The sequence below is a fragment of the Pseudomonadota bacterium genome, assembly GCA_008501635.1.
Classification (GTDB): domain Bacteria; phylum Pseudomonadota; class Gammaproteobacteria; order QQUJ01; family QQUJ01; genus QQUJ01.
The window spans coordinates 76216-94360 of record QQUJ01000025.1 but is presented as its reverse complement, the minus strand read 5'-3'; the positions used below and the strand labels follow the sequence as shown (position 1 = coordinate 94360).

At 54.8% G+C, this 18145-nt stretch carries 13 protein-coding genes and 1 pseudogene; 9 read left to right on the top strand and 5 right to left on the bottom strand.

Features of this window, described 5'->3' with window-relative positions; genetic code table 11:
• Window positions 1-8: 8 nt before the first annotated feature.
• From DWQ09_15725 to DWQ09_15710, 4 genes are all read left to right on the top strand, one after another.
• Complete coding sequence (locus DWQ09_15725; GenBank protein KAA3626723.1) at window positions 9-1523, top strand: long-chain fatty acid--CoA ligase; 1515 nt, start codon at window positions 9-11, stop codon at window positions 1521-1523.
• A 311-nt stretch (window positions 1524-1834) separates the two neighbouring features.
• Window positions 1835-3295: a 2-hydroxymuconic semialdehyde dehydrogenase gene (locus DWQ09_15720; protein KAA3626742.1), complete on the top strand. Its 1461-nt coding sequence runs from the start codon at window positions 1835-1837 to the stop codon at window positions 3293-3295.
• A gap of 138 nt (window positions 3296-3433) precedes the next feature.
• Window positions 3434-4336: a DMT family transporter gene (locus tag DWQ09_15715; protein KAA3626722.1), complete on the top strand. Its 903-nt coding sequence runs from the start codon at window positions 3434-3436 to the stop codon at window positions 4334-4336.
• A gap of 154 nt (window positions 4337-4490) precedes the next feature.
• Window positions 4491-5081, top strand: coding sequence for a gamma carbonic anhydrase family protein (locus DWQ09_15710; protein KAA3626721.1), 591 nt, complete (start codon window positions 4491-4493; stop codon window positions 5079-5081).
• Between the two features lie 832 nt (window positions 5082-5913).
• On the opposite strand, the gene DWQ09_15705 is transcribed toward DWQ09_15710, so the two are convergent.
• From DWQ09_15705 to ppcB, 4 genes are all read right to left on the bottom strand, one after another.
• On the bottom strand, window positions 5914-7035 hold the full coding sequence (locus tag DWQ09_15705; protein KAA3626720.1) for a hypothetical protein: 1122 nt from the start codon (window positions 7033-7035) through the stop codon (window positions 5914-5916).
• Between the two features lie 40 nt (window positions 7036-7075).
• Window positions 7076-8383 (bottom strand): TRAP transporter large permease, encoded by a 1308-nt coding sequence (locus DWQ09_15700; GenBank protein KAA3626719.1) that lies wholly within the window; start codon window positions 8381-8383, stop codon window positions 7076-7078.
• A gap of 72 nt (window positions 8384-8455) precedes the next feature.
• Complete coding sequence (locus tag DWQ09_15695; protein ID KAA3626718.1) at window positions 8456-8959, bottom strand: TRAP transporter small permease; 504 nt, start codon at window positions 8957-8959, stop codon at window positions 8456-8458.
• A gap of 39 nt (window positions 8960-8998) precedes the next feature.
• Window positions 8999-10474 (bottom strand): phenylphosphate carboxylase subunit beta, encoded by a 1476-nt coding sequence (ppcB, locus tag DWQ09_15690; GenBank protein KAA3626717.1) that lies wholly within the window; start codon window positions 10472-10474, stop codon window positions 8999-9001.
• Window positions 10475-10936: 462 nt separating this feature from the next.
• Between ppcB and DWQ09_15685 the strand changes: the two are divergent.
• From DWQ09_15685 to DWQ09_15665, 5 genes and pseudogenes are all read left to right on the top strand, one after another.
• Window positions 10937-11956: pseudogene (locus tag DWQ09_15685) on the top strand (IS3 family transposase).
• A gap of 24 nt (window positions 11957-11980) precedes the next feature.
• On the top strand, window positions 11981-12250 hold the full coding sequence (locus DWQ09_15680; GenBank protein KAA3626716.1) for a hypothetical protein: 270 nt from the start codon (window positions 11981-11983) through the stop codon (window positions 12248-12250).
• 150 nt (window positions 12251-12400) lie between these two features.
• Window positions 12401-12754, top strand: a complete 354-nt coding sequence (locus tag DWQ09_15675) for a PAS domain-containing protein (protein KAA3626741.1) — start codon at window positions 12401-12403, stop codon at window positions 12752-12754.
• A 537-nt stretch (window positions 12755-13291) separates the two neighbouring features.
• The gene (gene phaC / locus DWQ09_15670) at window positions 13292-15091 is read left to right on the top strand and encodes a class I poly(R)-hydroxyalkanoic acid synthase (GenBank protein ID KAA3626715.1); all 1800 of its coding nucleotides are present in this window, start codon (window positions 13292-13294) and stop codon (window positions 15089-15091) included.
• A gap of 128 nt (window positions 15092-15219) precedes the next feature.
• Window positions 15220-16422: a threonine ammonia-lyase gene (locus DWQ09_15665; protein KAA3626714.1), complete on the top strand. Its 1203-nt coding sequence runs from the start codon at window positions 15220-15222 to the stop codon at window positions 16420-16422.
• Here the strand turns inward: DWQ09_15665 and DWQ09_15660 are convergent.
• Entirely contained in the window at window positions 16409-18124 is a 1716-nt protein-coding gene (locus DWQ09_15660) for a hypothetical protein (GenBank protein KAA3626713.1), read from the bottom strand. The two genes, DWQ09_15665 and DWQ09_15660, sit on opposite strands and share 14 nt — an antisense overlap.
• Window positions 18125-18145: the final 21 nt, after the last annotated feature.

Sequence of the window (18145 nt, the reverse complement as noted above, 5' to 3'; positions counted from 1 at the left end):
ATACAGCGGTGGCGATTTCAGACCTGCCTGCGCGCGCGTATGAACCAGTTTTGCATTGGGCACGTGAGGCACCCGAACAGACGGCCTTTGAGGAAGTCGGTAGCGATCGAGTGAGCTACAGTGAACTGTCGGCAGCCATATCCGCGTCGGTCGATACTCTCGTCGATCGTGGGGTGCGGCCGGGTGATAGGATTATGATTGTGGCTGAAAATAGCATCAGTACCGTAGTGCTGATGTTTGCTGCACAACGTATTGACGCGTGGCCAGCGATAGTCAACGCACGAGTTTCCGAGTGTGAGATCTCGGCGATGAAACAGTCCCTTGGGGCCCGCTTGATTGCCTACATCATTGAAAATTCACACGCGGCGTTGAACCATACCGCCGCTACGGATACCGAGATTCTAGACCTTCCCACCGGTAAAGTAGCCTTCGGAGCCACAGACGCGGCGGCGGTACCTGAACGAGTCCATCCGGAAAATGACCGGCAGGTGGGGTTGCTGCTGTTTACCTCTGGAACCACCGGGCAACCTAAGGGTGTGATGCTTAGTCACCGTGCTTTGCTCAACATGGGGTCGAGTACGTCGACTGCTCGGAGAATCGGTCCGGAGGACCGGTTGTACGGTCTGGCACCACTCTCCCACATCATGGGGGTGGCAATGTACATCATGACCAGCGTGTGGGCTGGAGCGACTACACGGCTGGTGCCGCGGCTTGATTTAGAAGATTTGGAGGGCGCACTTAAGCGGGGAGAAATAACTGTGTTGATGGGTGTGCCAACATTGTTCACACGCCTCTTGGATTATCTGCAGCAGCGAGACCGTAACCTGACGGGGCATCGTTTACGCAATCTGATTACAGGTGGAGCCCCCCTCGACCCCAGCTTGAAAGCGAGGGTCGAACAGTTGTTTGGTATGCCTCTTTGCAACGGTTTCGCGATGACCGAATGCACACCGATACTTCGCACAGAGCTGGGTACAAACGCTGCATCGGAAAGCGTGGGGATTCCCCAGGGAGGCATTGAAATTAAGATTGTTGCTAAGAACCGTGACGTTACTGACGGCGAAGTCGGGGAACTGTGGGTCCGAGGACCATCGCTCATGATGGGGTACTATCGTAACCCCGAAGCCACTGCTAGCGTTTTTCGACCCGATGGATGGTTTGTCACGGGCGATCTGGCCATTAGGCTTCCGTGTGGTAACTATGCCATTGTCGGACGGACGAAGGAGATAATTATTCGGTCCGGATTCAATGTCTATCCTGGCGAGGTTGAAACTGCCATCGCCAGCCATCCAGGCGTGGCCCAATGCGCCGTTATTGGTCGTCCGGTGAGGGGCAGTGACGAGGAGATCATCGCCTTCGTTCAACCCTTGCCTGGATGGAAGATGAGCGATGCTGATATTGGCGAACACGTCACACCTCTCCTCTCACCATACAAGCGGCCGAATAAAGTGGTGTTAGTGGCAGCATTGCCCGTCGGTCCCACCGGCAAAATTTGGAAGAGCCAACTCACGAAGATGACGTAGATTTTTTCCGGCCCTGAATGTCAGATGTAAAGACTCAATCGGAGCAGTTGATTCTAGGGTTCAGATATTGTCTGTGGGTGCCCGAGACCGGTTCAATACTGGATCGCAGCGAGCTACAAAGGGTGCGTGACGAATTTGCCGAGGGGTCGAGAGCAATAGAATTGGGAAGTGATCGTTTTCACTGGCCAACTTTGATATTGATTAAGAGAGAGTGCTGGTGTCAGTTTGGCGCAAGATGGGGGCTGCGAGCATGTGGGACAATGGCACTTCAACTCGCGACTTCCAGAAGATTCGAGAGGATGGAGAATGACATGCGAGAAGTCAAACATTTCATCAACGGCAAACACGTCGGTTCGGTCAGCGACCGGCGCTTCGCCAACCGCGACCCGGCGACTGGAGTAAAGATCGGTGAGACCCACGAGGGAGGTCACGAAGAGATCGACGCTGCGGTTTCTGCGGCACGCGCCGCGTTGCGAGGTCCTTGGAGCCGTCTTTCGCTAGACGAGCGTACGGCGATCTTGCACCGTATCGCTGATGGTATCAATGCACGTTTTGATGAGTTCCTCGACGCCGAATGCGGGGACACTGGTAAGCCGAAGCAAGTAGCTAGTCAAATTGATATTCCCCGCGGTGCAGCTAATTTCAGTTTCTTCGCCGAAGCTCTAAAGGGTTTTGCCGCCGAGAGCTTTATGCTTGACACTACAGATAGTGCAGGTGCGCTTAATTACACTGTGCGCAAACCCAAGGGTGTGATTGGTGTAATTAGCCCTTGGAATATGCCGTTGCTACTGATGACTTGGAAGGTCGCCCCGGCATTGGCCTGTGGAAATTCAGTGGTGGTCAAACCCTCCGAGGAAACACCCACAACCGCCGCGTTGCTAGGCGAGGTAATGAACACGGCAGGCGTACCGCCGGGCGTGTACAACGTGGTGCACGGTTTTGGGCCCAACTCAGCTGGTACCTTCCTTACGGAGCATCCCGATGTGGATGCGATTACCTTTACCGGTGAAACGAGCACGGGAGAGACTATCATGCGTGCTGCAGCGAACGGCGTGCGCGATATCAGTTTCGAGTTAGGAGGTAAGAACCCCGGCATCGTTTTTGCCGACTGTGATATGAACAAGGCCGTCGCGGGCACACTGCGTTCGGTGTTCGATAACTGCGGTCAAATCTGCCTTAGCACCGAACGCCTTTACGTAGAGCGAGCGATCTTTGACGAATTTGTGGTCCGGCTGAAGACCGGCGCAGAACACTTGGTGCTTGGCGCGTGGAATCACCCTGGAACAACCCTTGGCCCATTGATTAGTCAGAACCATCGCGACAAAGTATTGGTGTACTACAAGCGAGCAATTGAACAAGGCGCTACTGTAATAACGGGAGGCGGCGTACCAGAAATGCCTGGTGAGTTAGCAGGTGGCGCATGGGTGCAGCCTACTATCTGGACGGGCCTCTCGGATGACTCTGTCATTGTGCGCGAGGAAATCTTCGGCCCGTGTTGTCACGTACGTCCCTTTGATAGTGAGGAAGAGGTGATCGCACTGGCCAACGACACACGCTATGGCCTAGGTGCGGCACTATGGAGTGAAAATGCTAGCCGTACGCACCGTGTCGCGCAGCGGTTGGATGTTGGAGTTTGCTGGGTGAACAGTTGGATGTTGCGTGATTTACGTACACCATTTGGTGGAAGTAAACACTCCGGTATTGGCCGCGAAGGGGGGGTCCACTCTCTAGAATTTTACACCGAGCTTCAGAATATCTGCGTGAGGCTATAAAGAACTTGTAACGGTAGATCTTTCAGTTGCAGCGTGCTCGGTGACATCGTATGAGTGTTTAAGTTGTCCAATACGCACACTATTTTGCAATCATAGAATGAACGCGTATGTGCCTCAGAGGATCTTTGTGTGACCAGGATGAAGCGCTGGATCTACGACCAGGGGTATGTGTTGATGGTGATTGCCGCCCTTGTGTGGGCGAGCAATATCATCGTCGGACGTGGCATACACGACCTAGTTCCTCCTATCGGTCTCAACTTCTGGCGCTGGGTACCGACGGTGCCAATACTACTGGCGCTAGCTTGGCCACATTTGCGTGAGGATTGGCCTGTGGTGCGCAGTCAATGGCGTTGGATGTTCTTATTAGCTGCCCTCGCGATCAGCGGATTCAATACATTCATTTATCTCGGACTGGAGCGGACCACCGCCGTTAACGCACTGTTGATTAACTCGTCCCGTCCCGCAATCATCGTACTGCTATCTTTTTTATTGTTTCAAGTCAGTGTACGCAACACCATTCTGATTGGTTTGATCTGTGGATTACTAGGCACTGTGGTTATAATTCTGCGCGGTGATTTATTCCGAATATCGGAGTTTATATTCAACTCCGGTGATTTGTGGGTTTTCGCAGCGACCGTAACTTGGGCCCTCTACACCGTCCTGCTTCCCAAACGCCCGTCCATTCATCCCGCAAGCTTTATGGCTTTTGCGGTAATCTTCGGATTGTTGCAGCTATTGCCATTATATATTTGGGAAACATTGACAATCGAGGCATTCCCGTTTACCGGCGACACCGTCGTAGCTATTCTGTTTCTCGCCTTATTCTCGTCGATAATCGCCCACCTTTCGTACAATCGTGTCGTCGAACTCTTAGGTGCAAACCGCGCTGGGATCATCTCCTATCTGATCCTGAGTTTCGGTGTTCTCATGGCGATCATACTGCTTGGAGAGGTCTTTGAGCGCTACCACTCCGTCGGATTAGTGCTCTTGGTGACTGCCTCGTGGTTGGTTGCCCGGCCAACTAGTCGTAGTCCTGGGTAAAGTAAATCTGGTGGAGTTCATGCGAGGTGCACAACGGAAGAGGTTGCACCATCAAGAATAGAGGGAAACTGAATAGCCCTGCCAGTGCAGGTGCAGGAAACAGCTGCACAAGCGGTGTGCCTACGGGGGCAATATACTGGACGAGGAGTCCCGAATGACTAATTATGGACCGAAGGTGATGATCCACGACAATGCATATATTCATCAGACTACGCAGATTTACGGTGACGTGACCGTCGGAGAGGGGGTGTCATTCTGGCCTTATAGCGTGGTCCGAGCCGAGGTGAATGCGGTGCGCATTGGTTGCTTCTCTAATATACAGGACTTCGTGATGATCCACACATGCTGGGAGGGTGACACGGTGATTGGGGACTATTGCTCGATCACCCATCATGTCATATTGCACGGTTGTACGATTGGCAATAACTGTCTAGTCGGTATCAATGCGGTGATCATGGACAATGCACGCGTGGGGGACAACTGCATTATCGCGCCCGGTTCGATCGTCCGCGAGGGTACTGTGATACCCGACAACTCGATCGTCGCAGGCACACCCGCCGTGGTCAAGAGAACCCGCAACAACTTCGTCGATAACAAGGCGAATGCGCTGACCTATTGGCACAATGCCAAACACTACCGTCAAGGGCTTCACCGAGCTTGGACAGGGGCTGACTTCAGCGCAGAGGCGGCCACCACATTGGCAGCGTTGCGGGTCGAATACGCGGTGCGCTATGGCGACGGTTGATCTGGATTCACCGTTTCACCCGGTCAAATAAATGCGCAGCGACACTAATCTCGCTGTCAATCTCCTAGTGTCAGTAATGGGTTTTTAGGTTCGGTTGGTACTCTTGAAATCCACGTTCACATAAGAATGCGGTGGCGCTTTCCCCAATTGGAGTGACAGGGTGCAAAGAGCAGCGAGCTACGAGAAATACTTCAAGCGTATCTGCACAATAGCCGACATCGAGATCGAACCGCATACGGCAGTACCATCACACCTAATTGGCCACAGAAAGCGTTGAATTGTGATTGAGAGAATGTTCTGCTTCCGGGTAAGGATATCGCTTTGAGCTGAGCAAAGCGAAGGGAATGGTAGGAGAGAACTTAATCAAAATGCCGACTTTAAAATTGGCGTCTTTGTTCGCTGAAGGTGCAAGTAATCATCGCTCTATCTGGGAGGACCGTGGCTATCGATATGACAAATCGTATATGACATACATGCTGCGAAGATGATTGCTACGGAGAGCAACCGCTCCCCGCGTGTTGATACATAATGAGGCAAACTAAGCGTGGACTTTGTACGAATAAATAGTTGACAGGCCCTGCCTGCACGGTTAATCGGAGGTTACTCACTGCCTGCAGGGTCACGCCGAGTTTTTGTCCGGGTAGTGTGGAAGATTTTTGTCTTGTGACGTGCGTAAAACTATCCAGTTAAAAATTGACTAGGTCTGGTCGGTGTTGTTAGGTCGCCCCATCGTCCTTTTTTGTATCTATACTCAGCGTCAGTGTAGCATGGAATGCGCTTCTCACCGGTGCGAGCCGCCCGAGTGCCGGGCGGCTCGTATACGACCGGACACTCAAAGTTTACTGTAGATCTCTCGCCAAAGCACCTCGCGGTACTTGTCACTATTGGTGCCGATATCCTCGGCCAGACTGTTCCATTTTTTTAGGTTGTCGAGGTAGGCACCAGTAATTTCCCGCGCATTCTCGACTCCGCGTTCGGTTGCGCTGCGCTCAACCTCTGCCAATTCGGTTTGACGGAAGATGGCTAGTTTGTCGTGTAGCTCCTGTGGGGCGGCTACGATCTCAATCCCCGCCTTTTCAGCAGCATCGATCCCCATTTTGTCGTCAGCAACGTATCCGTCAAGCACCACACGTGCGACCATTCCAGGTAACTCCTTGAGTATCATAGTACGATCGGCGTCATCTAGTCCCTTCCACTTGTTGATATTCATAGTCATCAGGCCGAGACCGCCGATGCTGCCCAGTGGTACGTCGTAGATGAACTTGACAACCTCAGCAAGGCTATATTGGCGCAACCATGCCTTGGGTGCGATTACGCAATCGATTTGACCGCGCTGTAGTCCTTCGTACACCTCCCCGGAGGTCATAGAGACCGGTACCCCACCGAGCGCTTCGACTTCACGTGCCAGACCGCCGCCGGCCGTCCGCATTTTTAATCCCTTCAGATCATTGACCGAAGCGACAGGTTTTGAGCACAAGATATTGTAAGGTGTGGTGGCGTGGCCAGCCAGAAAAATAACCCCATTGTCGGTGAAGTCAGCATTACACTTGGGACAGTCGAGTAGGTATGTCTCAAGTACTGCGCCAGCAGTGGCGACCGGATTGCTGCCGAAAGTAACCATACCCGGTATCACGGCCGCATGCTTGAGTTCACTGGGGTAGTAAGGCACTACCAGAAAACCTGCGTCGGCAATACCGTCCTTGATGCCGGAGAGCATTGCGCGGGCGTCGAGGAGTTGGCCTCCAGGATAAAAACTGAACGACAGCCTACCACCGGTATTGGCTTTCACCGCCTCGAATAATGGCAGGACACCCTTGGTGTTATTACTTGAGGTTGCCGGAATATAGGTAGCGTATCGCAATTCGGCAGCGATCAGCGATGTTGGCTGCAATAAGGCAAATCCGAGTACTAGTGATGTCAGAATAACGTTTGTTCGCATAGTCGTTTCTCCCATAGCCTACTTACTTGCAGTGATTACGGCCATCCCGTCTCTCCTATCGCATCATTCGCGGTAGCAATAATGCGATGTCAGGGAAGACCACCAAAAGCGCGACAACGATGAACTCACACAGCAGAAACCATGCCGCGCCCTTGAAGATAGTTTCGAGAGGAACCGCGTCGCCCGTGACACTCTTAATGGCATATATATTTAGCCCTACTGGGGGCGTTATCAAACCAATTTCTACAAACTTGATGACCAAGATGCCGAACCAGACTAAGTCGAAACCCGCCTGCTTGAACATCGGAAGCAGCACCGGGATTGACAACAGCATCAGTCCGATCGGATCGAGGAACATGCCAAGGACCAAGAATATAACGAAGGCCGCCATGAGCAGGCCGAGTGGGCCATCAAACCACTGGACGGTCAACTGGCCCAGGTAAGTGGGTATACCGCTGAGTACCATGAATTTGGCCAATAAGCTAGCGCCTATGGCAATGAAAAAGATGAAAGCGGTGCTAGCCAAGGCTTCGCGCACACTTTCATCTAGCACAGCGCGGGTCATTTGTCCGCGCGCGACACCGATGAGGAACGCGAGGAATGCGCCAGCGGCTCCCGCTTCAGTGGCGGTCAAAATACCGCTGTAGATGCCTCCTATCACACCGAGAATGAGTAGTGGAATCGGCCATGCGCCGCGTAGCGCCTCCCACTTCTCCGCTCGATTTATGTGACCCTCCATGGGTGGGGCGAGGGAAGGGTTATGTCTCACTCTTATAATGATCATCACCGCGTAAACCACTGCGGTGAGGATGCCGGGCAACACTCCAGCCATCAGTAGCGCGCTTATCGATTGCTCAGTGAACAGGCCATACAAAATCAGCAAGATGCTGGGTGGGATCAGTGAGCCGAGGGTTCCAGCTGCCGCCACAACTCCTGTGGCCAAGCCTGGGTCGTAGCGACAGCGTAGCATCTCCGGAATGGTCAGCCTTCCCATGGCGGTTGCTGTAGCAACGCTAGAGCCTGAGGCAGCCGCAAAACCGGCGCAGGCGAAATTACTCGCTATCGCCAAGTTGCCAGGTACAAACCAGAACCATAGTCGAGCTGCTCGGTAAAGGGTGCTGACTAGGCCGGCGTGGTAGCTTATCGCACCCATTAGCAAAAACATGGGAATGGCAGACAGACTCCAATGGGCAACAAACTCATAGGGCATGATTCGGAGCATGCTCAGTGCTGGGGTTAGGCCAATTATCGTCCAAGTACCGATAAAACAGACGCCGATCAACGCCAAGCCTATGGGTGTCCGCAGGGCTAGTAGCACAAAGATTGTGGCTAGACCGATAAAGCCCACAGATAGTGGCGTCATGGCAGGTTCTGGGGCTGCTTCGCAATCACTTCTGTAACTACCGCGATCGTCGACATTGCTCGGGGCGCTCCGTTAACAGCCCACCCTGCTTCCAGGTCTCAGTAGCTGGACGCTTTGGAGCAGAGCGATTAGCGACACCAGAGTGCCGGCGAGCGGCAACACCCAGCGAGCTGGCCAGATGTAGATAGTTGTGGTCGCTGCCTCAACCAACTCGAGACGAGCGGTACTGGCAACGGCCTCTTCGTAGCCCACTGCGCTGAATAGCATCATGAATGCAGCCATGGCTAAACTTGCGATCCCATCGAGGAATCGGCGACCTCCGACCGGAAGACCCAGAGTAAAAATTTCCACCTTGACGTGCCCACGGAGGGCCTGAAGATAGACCAGTGCACCGAACACCACCGGTACCATGTAGTAGTGTTCGGTGACCTCGATGGTGCCGAAGATTGGCTGATTGAAGAGGTACTTCATCGCCACATCCACGACGATGTGCACAACCATCAGACCCATTATCCACCCGACCACTCGGGTCACTAAAGCGGTAATGCGTGCCAGAATTTGCTCAAGTCGTTCCACAAAACCTCCCAGAACCCCGCGATTAGACTTAATGGGCAGTCAACTGGAAAAGAGCTCGTTCCAACGTTTCCGCACTCTGGCTTCAATATCTGGTGTCAGGGCAATGAGTTCCGGTTTGTCCTCGGGCGCCCACTCGAAGGGGACAGTGGCGTCGATTATTACCCGCGATGTGTGATGCTTATCCGAATGATGCAGCGATGGGTCGATGTGCGAGGGCATTCCGCGGTGCAGGATGTCGGTACCGCGGTCGGGTTGATAGCGCATTCCTATGGCCCACCAAACTTCGCTAAGATTGGTGGGATCGACGTCGTCGTCGACGACCACCACAAACTTCGTTGAATAGGCGCCCGACGGCGAGGACAGCACGGCTGTACCTACTTGGCGGGCGTGTCCAGCATAGAGCTGTTTTACCGAGACAACGGTTGTGAAGTAGCCGCCGGTTTCCGGTGGGCAATAAACGCCTACGATACCGGGGATACCCATATTCTGTAGGTCACTCCACAAGGTGGCCGTGCGATTGAGGGCCATTAGTTGATGAATGTCCGTGATGGGTCTACCAGTAGTGCAGCCCCAATGTATGGGCGAATTACGGTGAGTGATGCACTTCACTTTCATGAATGGCTTGGGGTAGGCGGCTTGATAGGTTCCGGAGTACTCACCGTAAGGACCTTCGTCGCGCAGCGCGATGGGGTCGACCTCGCCTTCCAGGATTACCTCGGCGTTGGCCGGGACCGGGAGGTCGACAGTCTCGCCGCGTACCACCTCAATCGGGGAGCCGCGCAGACCGCCGATATAGTCGTACTCACACTCCTCAGCTGGAATTGGAGCGCTGGCGGTTAGGAAGACAGTTGGATCAACGCCGATGGCAACTGCTACAGGCATGGGTTTGCCGAGAGCCTCGTACTCTTTAAGGTGGAGCTGGACATGCTTGCCAGGAATCATCCAGATGCCCGCCGATTTTTCGTCGAGAATTTGCATGCGGTGGGTACCCAGATTAACCCAGCCTGACGATGGGCTTCGTGAGATGATGCAATGGGTAGTGCCAATGAATCGGCCACCATCGCCCTCGTAATAGCGTGGAGCCGGGAAATCGAACAAATTGACCTCGTCGCCGCGGAGTATGTTTTCCTTGCACGGCCCACTTTTTACTTCTTTCGGAGGGATTCGAGTTTTGACCTTGATGACCCACGCCTTGGCCAACTCAGTAAAGGAGGTCTCCTTAGGTAGGCCTAGTGCGATAGCGAGACGCTGTGAGGTGGCGAGAGCGCTGGTGAAAACCGGCCACTCGTAGTCCTTTACATTTTCGAACAGCAACGCTGGCCCTCCATTCTGTTCGTTAAGCTTAGCGACATGAGACAACTCCAGGTCCCAGTCTACTTCCGCTGAAATACGTTTTAGTTCACCTGCTTCCTCTAAAAGGGCTATGAAGCCCCTAAGATCGTTGAAGGACACGCCTCCGGCGTTTTCCCCCTGCGTATGATTTGACAAGATCTGACCGTGTTTTTTGACCCGCATCGTCTCCTCCCATTCGACCCTAATGTATGTGCGAAGTACGCACACTTATATTTATATATAGTTAAAAAGAACCTATTACGCATAACATAGACTTGTCAATAGCACTGATTAAAAGTGCGCTATACGCACATATTTTTGTATTTAGATTCGTACTGCTGGCCAACCTCTCACAAATAGACTCACGGAAAGACACGAGGATGGAAAAAGGAAGGGAACTAAAATTCTGAAGTTGGCCTGACGAGAAGCCGAAAAAGCGGGTCGCCTCACCTTGCAAGGTGCGCATGGTTTCCTAGCGTCGGTACACGAGTTGACGTTCTCGATACCGCCGTCGCCTTCCGGAGATCTTCTTCAATGGTACCCAGCAGGGCCACCGCGATCTTTCGCACCTGGGGATGTGTAATCCCCCCGGAAAATAGTTGCCGCGGGGAGTAGAATTTTCTTGCAAGAGGAGATTCTACGAATGAAGAAGCCGATGCCGGCGTTCCGGTACCGGAGCTGTGCAGGAAGTACGGCATGAGCAATGCTTCGTTTTACAAGTGGTGCGTCAAGTATGGCGGCATGAATGCGTCGAACATGAAGTCGCTGAGACCCTCTAAAAAAGTGGTGAAACCATCTCGACGCAAAGAGCTGGCGCAACGAGCAGTTACCGAGAAGGGCGTATCTATCCGGTTGTCCTGCCAGACTTTTGGTATTTCCGAGACCCGCTACCGCTACCAGGTGAAGCTCAACGATGACAATGCATTGATCGCCGACTAGCCGCTGCGATAGATCACCACAAACCGTCGCTGGGGTTTTGGCCTGTGCTTTCTATATCTTCGCAACGCCAAAGGTATGCCGTACAACCATAAGCATGTCTACCGCATTTACCGGGGGCTGGAGTTAAATTTACGCATCAAGTCCAGACTCCGCCTGAGGCGTGATTCACCCAATCTGCTGGATGTGCCTCGGCAGGTCAATACCGTTTGGTCGATCGACTTCATGCATGATGCTCTGGCTAACGGTACCGCCTTTCGCACTTTCAATGTGCTGGACGATTATAATCGCGAGAGCCTGGGCATCGAAGTTGATTTCGGTTTGCCAGCCGCACGCATTGTACGAGCGCTGGATCAGATCATGGAATGGCGCGGTAATCCAAAAGTCGTCCGCTCAGACTATGGCCGCAAAACGTGCAGTGCTAAGTTCCAGAGTTGGGCTGCAAAGCGAGATATCCGCTTGTTGTTTATCCAACCCAGCAAGCTAACTCAGAATGCCTACGTTGAACGCTTCAATCGGACTGTCCGCCATGAGTGGTTGGACGAGCATCTGTTCGATTCCATCGATCATGCACAACGAACTGCCACTGACTGGCTATGGCGCTACAATGACGAACGGTCCAACATGGCCAATGGAGGTATCACCCCGATTCAAACGCTGGCATTGGCAGCCTACGTCTACTTCCATGGGGGATTACAAATAGGGGGATTACACTATGCCCTGGCGTAGCCTTGGCCGAAACACTCATTCGGGTTGTCGACTCGGATTGCAGAGTTTGAGAACACCGGGAGGGGCGGTGGATCGAACAGTGCTTTTCATGGAGGCATTCAATCAGCGGCGGAAGGACTCTGCATCCTCAGTACCGACCATCGCATAGTGGCAACCAATCTCGCCTTTCGCGAGCTGCTGCAACTCTCTGAGCATCTGGCTGAACCGGGCTCACCCATAGAGGCGGTCACGCGTTTTTGTACTGATCGCGGGGACTTTGGGGAAGGGGATGCCAACCAGCTCTCGGTAGAGTAGGCAGAATGTCTGGGTTCCGTTTCTCAGTGCAGGGTCCATCGCGCCCACGATGAGAGCACTGTGCTGGAGGAGACTCAGAAGTTGCTCGATGAAGGGGGCATTCTTATTGCGCTTACCGATGTCACCGAGGGTGCCAGGGCGCGGCAAACGCTGATCGCAAGCGATCAATATCTGCGTGAAACGCTCGAGGGGGTGCCTATCGCTACGCTGGTCATCGATCGTCAGCACAGGATCACCCATTGGAACCATGCCTGCGCGGTGTTAACCGGCTATAGCGCGGAGCAGATGGTCGGCAAGTCTGAACAATGGCGAGCCTTCTACGGATCAGAGCGTCCCCTAATGGCCGATCTGATCGTTGATTGCGCGTCTGATGCGGTGAGAAAACGTCACTACGGCACCAAGTATCGCAGGTCCGCGATCCTGGATGGTGCCTATGAAGCCGAAGACTATTTCCCGGATCTGGGTAAGGAACGGGTTTGGGCCTCAATGTGGTGTACAACATAGAGCCTATCTCAATATCCCCCGTGAGCTGTGTTGAGCCCCAGAGGGCGCTGGGTGGGCCCGAAGGGCCGGCCGCTCGTGGCTCCAGCGCGGTGTTGCGGCTCGCTCATTGGGAATGACCCAACCACGCTCGCCGCGCCTGGCGCTGAAACCACGAGCGACCGGCACAGCTCGCGCGGGATATTGAGATAGGTTCTAGTTACCAAGCACAAGGGGTTGCTTGATATAGAGAGCGAGTCGGGTAGAGGGACCACCTTTAAAATCAAGCTCCCGGTTGATCCCGAAGAGGCGGCTTTTCACTCGAAGACCGTGTGCCCGGCGCTATGGTCGGCGGGCCTTCGATGATGGTGAAAGGCCCGCAACCCACTGCCACCCCGCTAAAAATGTTGCAGCGCAGCGACAAATCGGGTAGTTTTCCCGCGTCAAATTGACGAATTCCCGGTTCAGATATCTCCAGCCCGCCAAATCCCCTAGGGACTGAGGGTGTTACCCCTGTCGTTAGTGCACGCCGACCTGACAATCACGAGGAGCAAACCCAAGATGGCCGAACCCCAGACAGCCGATATCCAAATGCCTGATCTCGCGAAACTTTCGGAGACGATGGTGGGAATCGCTGAGCAAAGCCAGCGTATCGTCAATGACTGGCTGGGCAAGCAGGTGGCGGAAGGCCACATGGGGATGGGGGATCGAACCAATTTGGGGCAGGCCTTTTTGCAACTGACGGAAAAGATGCTGCAAAACCCGGCCAAACTGGCTGAGGCCAACTTCACGCTGTGGCAGGGGTATCTGGATATCTGGCACAAAAGCGCCGCCTCCTTTTTCGGTATGCAGGTCGAACCGGCGATTGCCCCCGACAAGACGGATCGCCGCTTCAAACACGACGATTGGGAGGAGCACTTCTTCTTTGATTACGTGAAGCAGACCTACCTGCTCACCGCCAACTGGCTGCAGAACACCGTCGCCGAGGTGGAGGGCATGGATGAGAAGACCAAGAAGAAAGTCGAGTTCTACACTCGCCAGTTCGTCGATGCCCTGGCGCCCACCAATTTCCCGATCACCAACCCCGAAGTGTTGCGTTCCACGGTCGAGTCGGGTGGTCAGAACCTGGTGCAGGGACTGAAGAACCTGTTGGACGACCTTGAGCGCGGGCGCGGCAAACTGAAAATCCGAATGACTGACCTTGATGCCTTCAAGCTGGGTGAAAACATTGCCACCACGAAAGGCAAGGTCGTATTCCAGACCGACCTGATGCAGCTCATCCAGTACGAACCGAGCACTGAGAAAGTCTATAAACGTCCGTTGCTGATCGTGCCGCCGTGGATCAATAAGTACTATATTCTCGATTTGCGCGAAAAAAATTCCTTCGTCAAGTGGGCTGTGGATCAAGGCTTCACTGTTTTCGTTATCTCCTGGGTAAATCCAGATGCCGGACTGGCAGAGAAGCAATTCGAAGACTATCTCTCGGAGGGCACACTGGCGGCTTTGGATGCCATCGCGCGGGCGACTGGCGAGGACGAGATCAATGCCGTGGGCTACTGTCTCGGCGGTACATTGCTCGCCAGCACTCTGGCCTATCTCAATGCCAAAAATGACGATCGCATCAAGAGTGCCACCTTCTTTACCACCATGCTGGATTTTTCCAATCCCGGTGAGCTGGAAGTGTTTATCGATGAAGATGAACTGCAGGCGCTGGAAGCGAAGATGCAAAAGGCGGGTTTCCTCGACGGCGGCGAAATGGCGACCACTTTCAGCATGCTGCGCGCCAACGATTTGATCTGGTCGTTCTTCATCAATAACTATCTGCTGGGCAAAGAGCCATTTCCATTCGATCTGCTGTTCTGGAACTCCGATTCCACGCGCATGCCGGCGGCCATGCACAGTTTCTACCTGCGCAAAATGTATCAAGGAAACCTGTTGCGAGAACCCGGCGGCCTGACATTGGTTGGCGAAAAGATCGACCTTACGCAGGTCAAGACACCGGTCTACTTCCTCTCAACGATCGAGGATCATATCGCGCCGTGGAAAGCGACTTTCGACGGTGCCAAGCTCTTCGCTGGCCAGGTCAAGTTTGTACTCGGCGGATCCGGTCATATCGCAGGCGTCATCAACCCACCGGTAGCGGGCAAATATTGCTACTGGACAAAGACCAACCTGGCCGATAGTCCCGAGGAGTGGTTCTCGGGAGCCAAGCAATACGACGGTTCCTGGTGGAACGATTGGTACAAGTGGTGTTACCGTCGCGCCGGCGGTAAGGTCGCGGCGCGCGTCCCCGGTGCAGGGGATCTGCCGGTCATCGAGGCCGCACCCGGCTCCTACGCCAAGGTGCATCTGAACAAGTAGAATCCATCTCGACAAACTGATTGCACAGCGGCGAGCCTTCGGAACTCGCCGTTTTGCTTTATAGGGGTTGCGTTTCATCCGGGCCAGGTCAACGATTGTGCATTCGAACACTCTCGAAAGACATCGTGATGATACAACTGCGTGACATTCAAGCGGCCCACGAGCGAATTCGCCAATCGGTCTTCTACTCGCCCTGCGCGCGTTCCGAGACGCTAAGCCGCATGATGGGCTGTCAGGTATATCTCAAGCTCGAAAATCTGCAGATGACAGGCTCATACAAAGAGCGGGGCTCGCTCAACAAGATCCTCTGCCTCAGCGACGGTGAGAAGTCCGCGGGCGTGATCTGCGCCTCCGCGGGCAATCATGCCCAGGGATTGGCACACGCTGCGCGCATCGGTGGCATCCACGCCGTGGTGGTGATGCCGGAAACCGCGCCCCTGGCCAAAGTGCGGGGCACACGGGAACTGGGTGCGGAGGTTGTATTGTGGGGCAAGAGCTACGACGAGGCCTATCGCCACGCGCGCGAACTGCAGCAACAGGTGGGGTATACATTTGTCCACGCGTTTGATGATCCGACGGTTATCGCGGGCCAGGGAACGGTGGGACTGGAGATTCTCGAACAGGTACCGGATCTCGATGTGGTTATAGTCCCGGTCGGTGGTGGTGGATTGATCGCCGGAATCGCCACCGCCGTGAAGACCATCAAGCCCGCAACCCGATTGGTAGGGATCGAGGCGGAGCGCATGGCGGCCATGAAGGAGAGCCTGGCTGTGCACAAAATTGTCAGAGTGCCCAATATCAACTCCATCGCCGATGGCATCTCGGTCGCCGAGGTGGGGCAGCACACCTATCCCATCGTGGAACGTCATGTCGAACGCATTGTTACCGTTACGGAGGAAGAAATCGCCAACGGCATCATGGTGTTGCTGGAGCGTGAAAAAACGTTGGCAGAGGGCGCGGGCGTCGTCGGGTTTTCTGCGCTCCTCAACGGTCACGTGGACGATGTTGCCGGCAGGAAGGTCGTCGTTGTCATCAGCGGGGGTAATATCGATATGACGATGCTGTCACGCATCATCGAGCGCGGTTTGGAGATCGATGGGCGTATCGCCAACCTCAGCGTAGTCGTGGCCGACCGCCCGGGAAGCATGGCTGAGTTGGCGCGCATCATTGGCGAGCAACAGGCCAACATTCTGCGAATTTCCCAGAATCACCACGCCAGCGAAGTTCGTCTGGAGGAGGCAGAGGCGGAAATGAGCCTGGAAACACGCGGTCTCCCGCACGTGAGCGAGATCGTCCAGGCTCTGCGCAATTACGGCTTCAAAGTGCGCTAGCAAAGCGCCCGCTGGCCGGTATGGACGCGGCAGGTTGCACACGGTGATACGTTGTACCGACATGCCTGAATGGCGCTTCGGCCTGATTCTTGGGCTCACGTTGCCACTCCTCGATCTCGAGAAGAATCGCGGCGCCTGACGACAATGCCACTTCGGCGACTGCGTTGAGATCATCCGGACTCGCCAATCGTTCATACTGGCCGTCGACGATGATCCCTGTGATCGCGCGCACTTCCATCAGGTAGGACTGCAGAAACGGCCCCTGGCGATAGAACTGGTGTTGAGAACTGAGCACGCCGGCGCGATGCGCGGGTCCCAGGCTGGTTACATGGAGTATCACTGGAGATTTGAAGTTGCTTTTTTCGTCCTCTTCACCCGACCAGTTCGCCAGTTTCATGCCCAGGTAGCCATCGTAGTGCTCGGGACTGGGAGGGGGCTCGACATTCCAACCATTCTCCACCGCGATCCTGGTGCGTTCCGCAATACCGTTACGCATGAATTGCACGTCCAGTTTGCTGCCGGGACGGCTGTTACTGACCAACCACTCCAGGTGCGCGAGGCCGCGCAGGGGAATGCCGTTTATCTCGAAGATGGCATCGCGCGCCTTGAGTAGCCCGAGAGCGCTCCCTTTTTGCGGATCGCTGATCAGTGTTACCGCTGGACGTCCGGCTGGGATGCGAAACATCTCGGCTTCCGTCGGGGCAAGCTCAGTGAGCAGGTCACCCAATCCAATATCCCCCCAGCTGGGAGTGCCGGCGTGCAGCCGTTCCACCGCGCGCAGTGCATTGTTGATGGGCACCGAGTAGCTGACGCCCGTACCGCCGGAGCTGTTGTCGGTTGCAACGGCTGTATTGACACCGATTACCCGGCCGCGGCGGTCAAAAAGCGCACCGCCGGAATTGCCGGTATTGATCATGGCGTCGCTTTGCAGGTACTCGACACCACCCCGCAGGTAACGATGTTTGTGCGAGACGATACCCCGGCTGATGGAGTCGGGATTGCGGCCGAAGGGATTGCCGACTGCGAAAACCTCATCACCGGTTTGCAGCGTATCGGAATCGCCGAACTCGGCCGCCTTCATGCCGGCGCAGTGGGTCATGCGCAGCACTGCGATATCGGTGTGCGGATCAGAGCTGATGACACGCGCGGCGATGCCCTCGGGCGCGGACCAATCTCGCGGGATGATCTCGATCAGCGCTGCTTCGGCGACCACGTGGTGGTTGGTCCATACTTCGCAGTTCTCTGCCGATACGAGGAAACCGGAACCATGACGTTTGGACCAGACCGAGTCGCCCAGCTGATCGATTTTGACGTGGGTGATGGTGCGAATCGCCACCGATGAGTCCAGCATGGTGTCGATCGCCGGTTTACGTACCTGGTCGACGAAGAAGGCACCTAATCCGATTCCGGCGGCCAACCAAAGCGAACCGCCAACTAGTCTGAGAGACTGCTTGTACACGCCCATTACATCACCCCTGTCAGCGTAACGTATATCACTGTGAACGGCTGCGCCGTCACGCCGGTTCCGGGGGATACTGCAGTGCAGGGCGGCCGCTAACGTCTCTTGTTGAGGTTGGACGCCGACGCCCCGCGGGGTGTTCTTGGACATCATATCGACGCGGCCGACGAAAACTGTAGGCAGGTTCGCATACTGGATGCGATGACAGCCAGCCATCGCTGCCGGACCAGCAAAGTGATGCATCCCTTCCGTTGATTGGCTAGT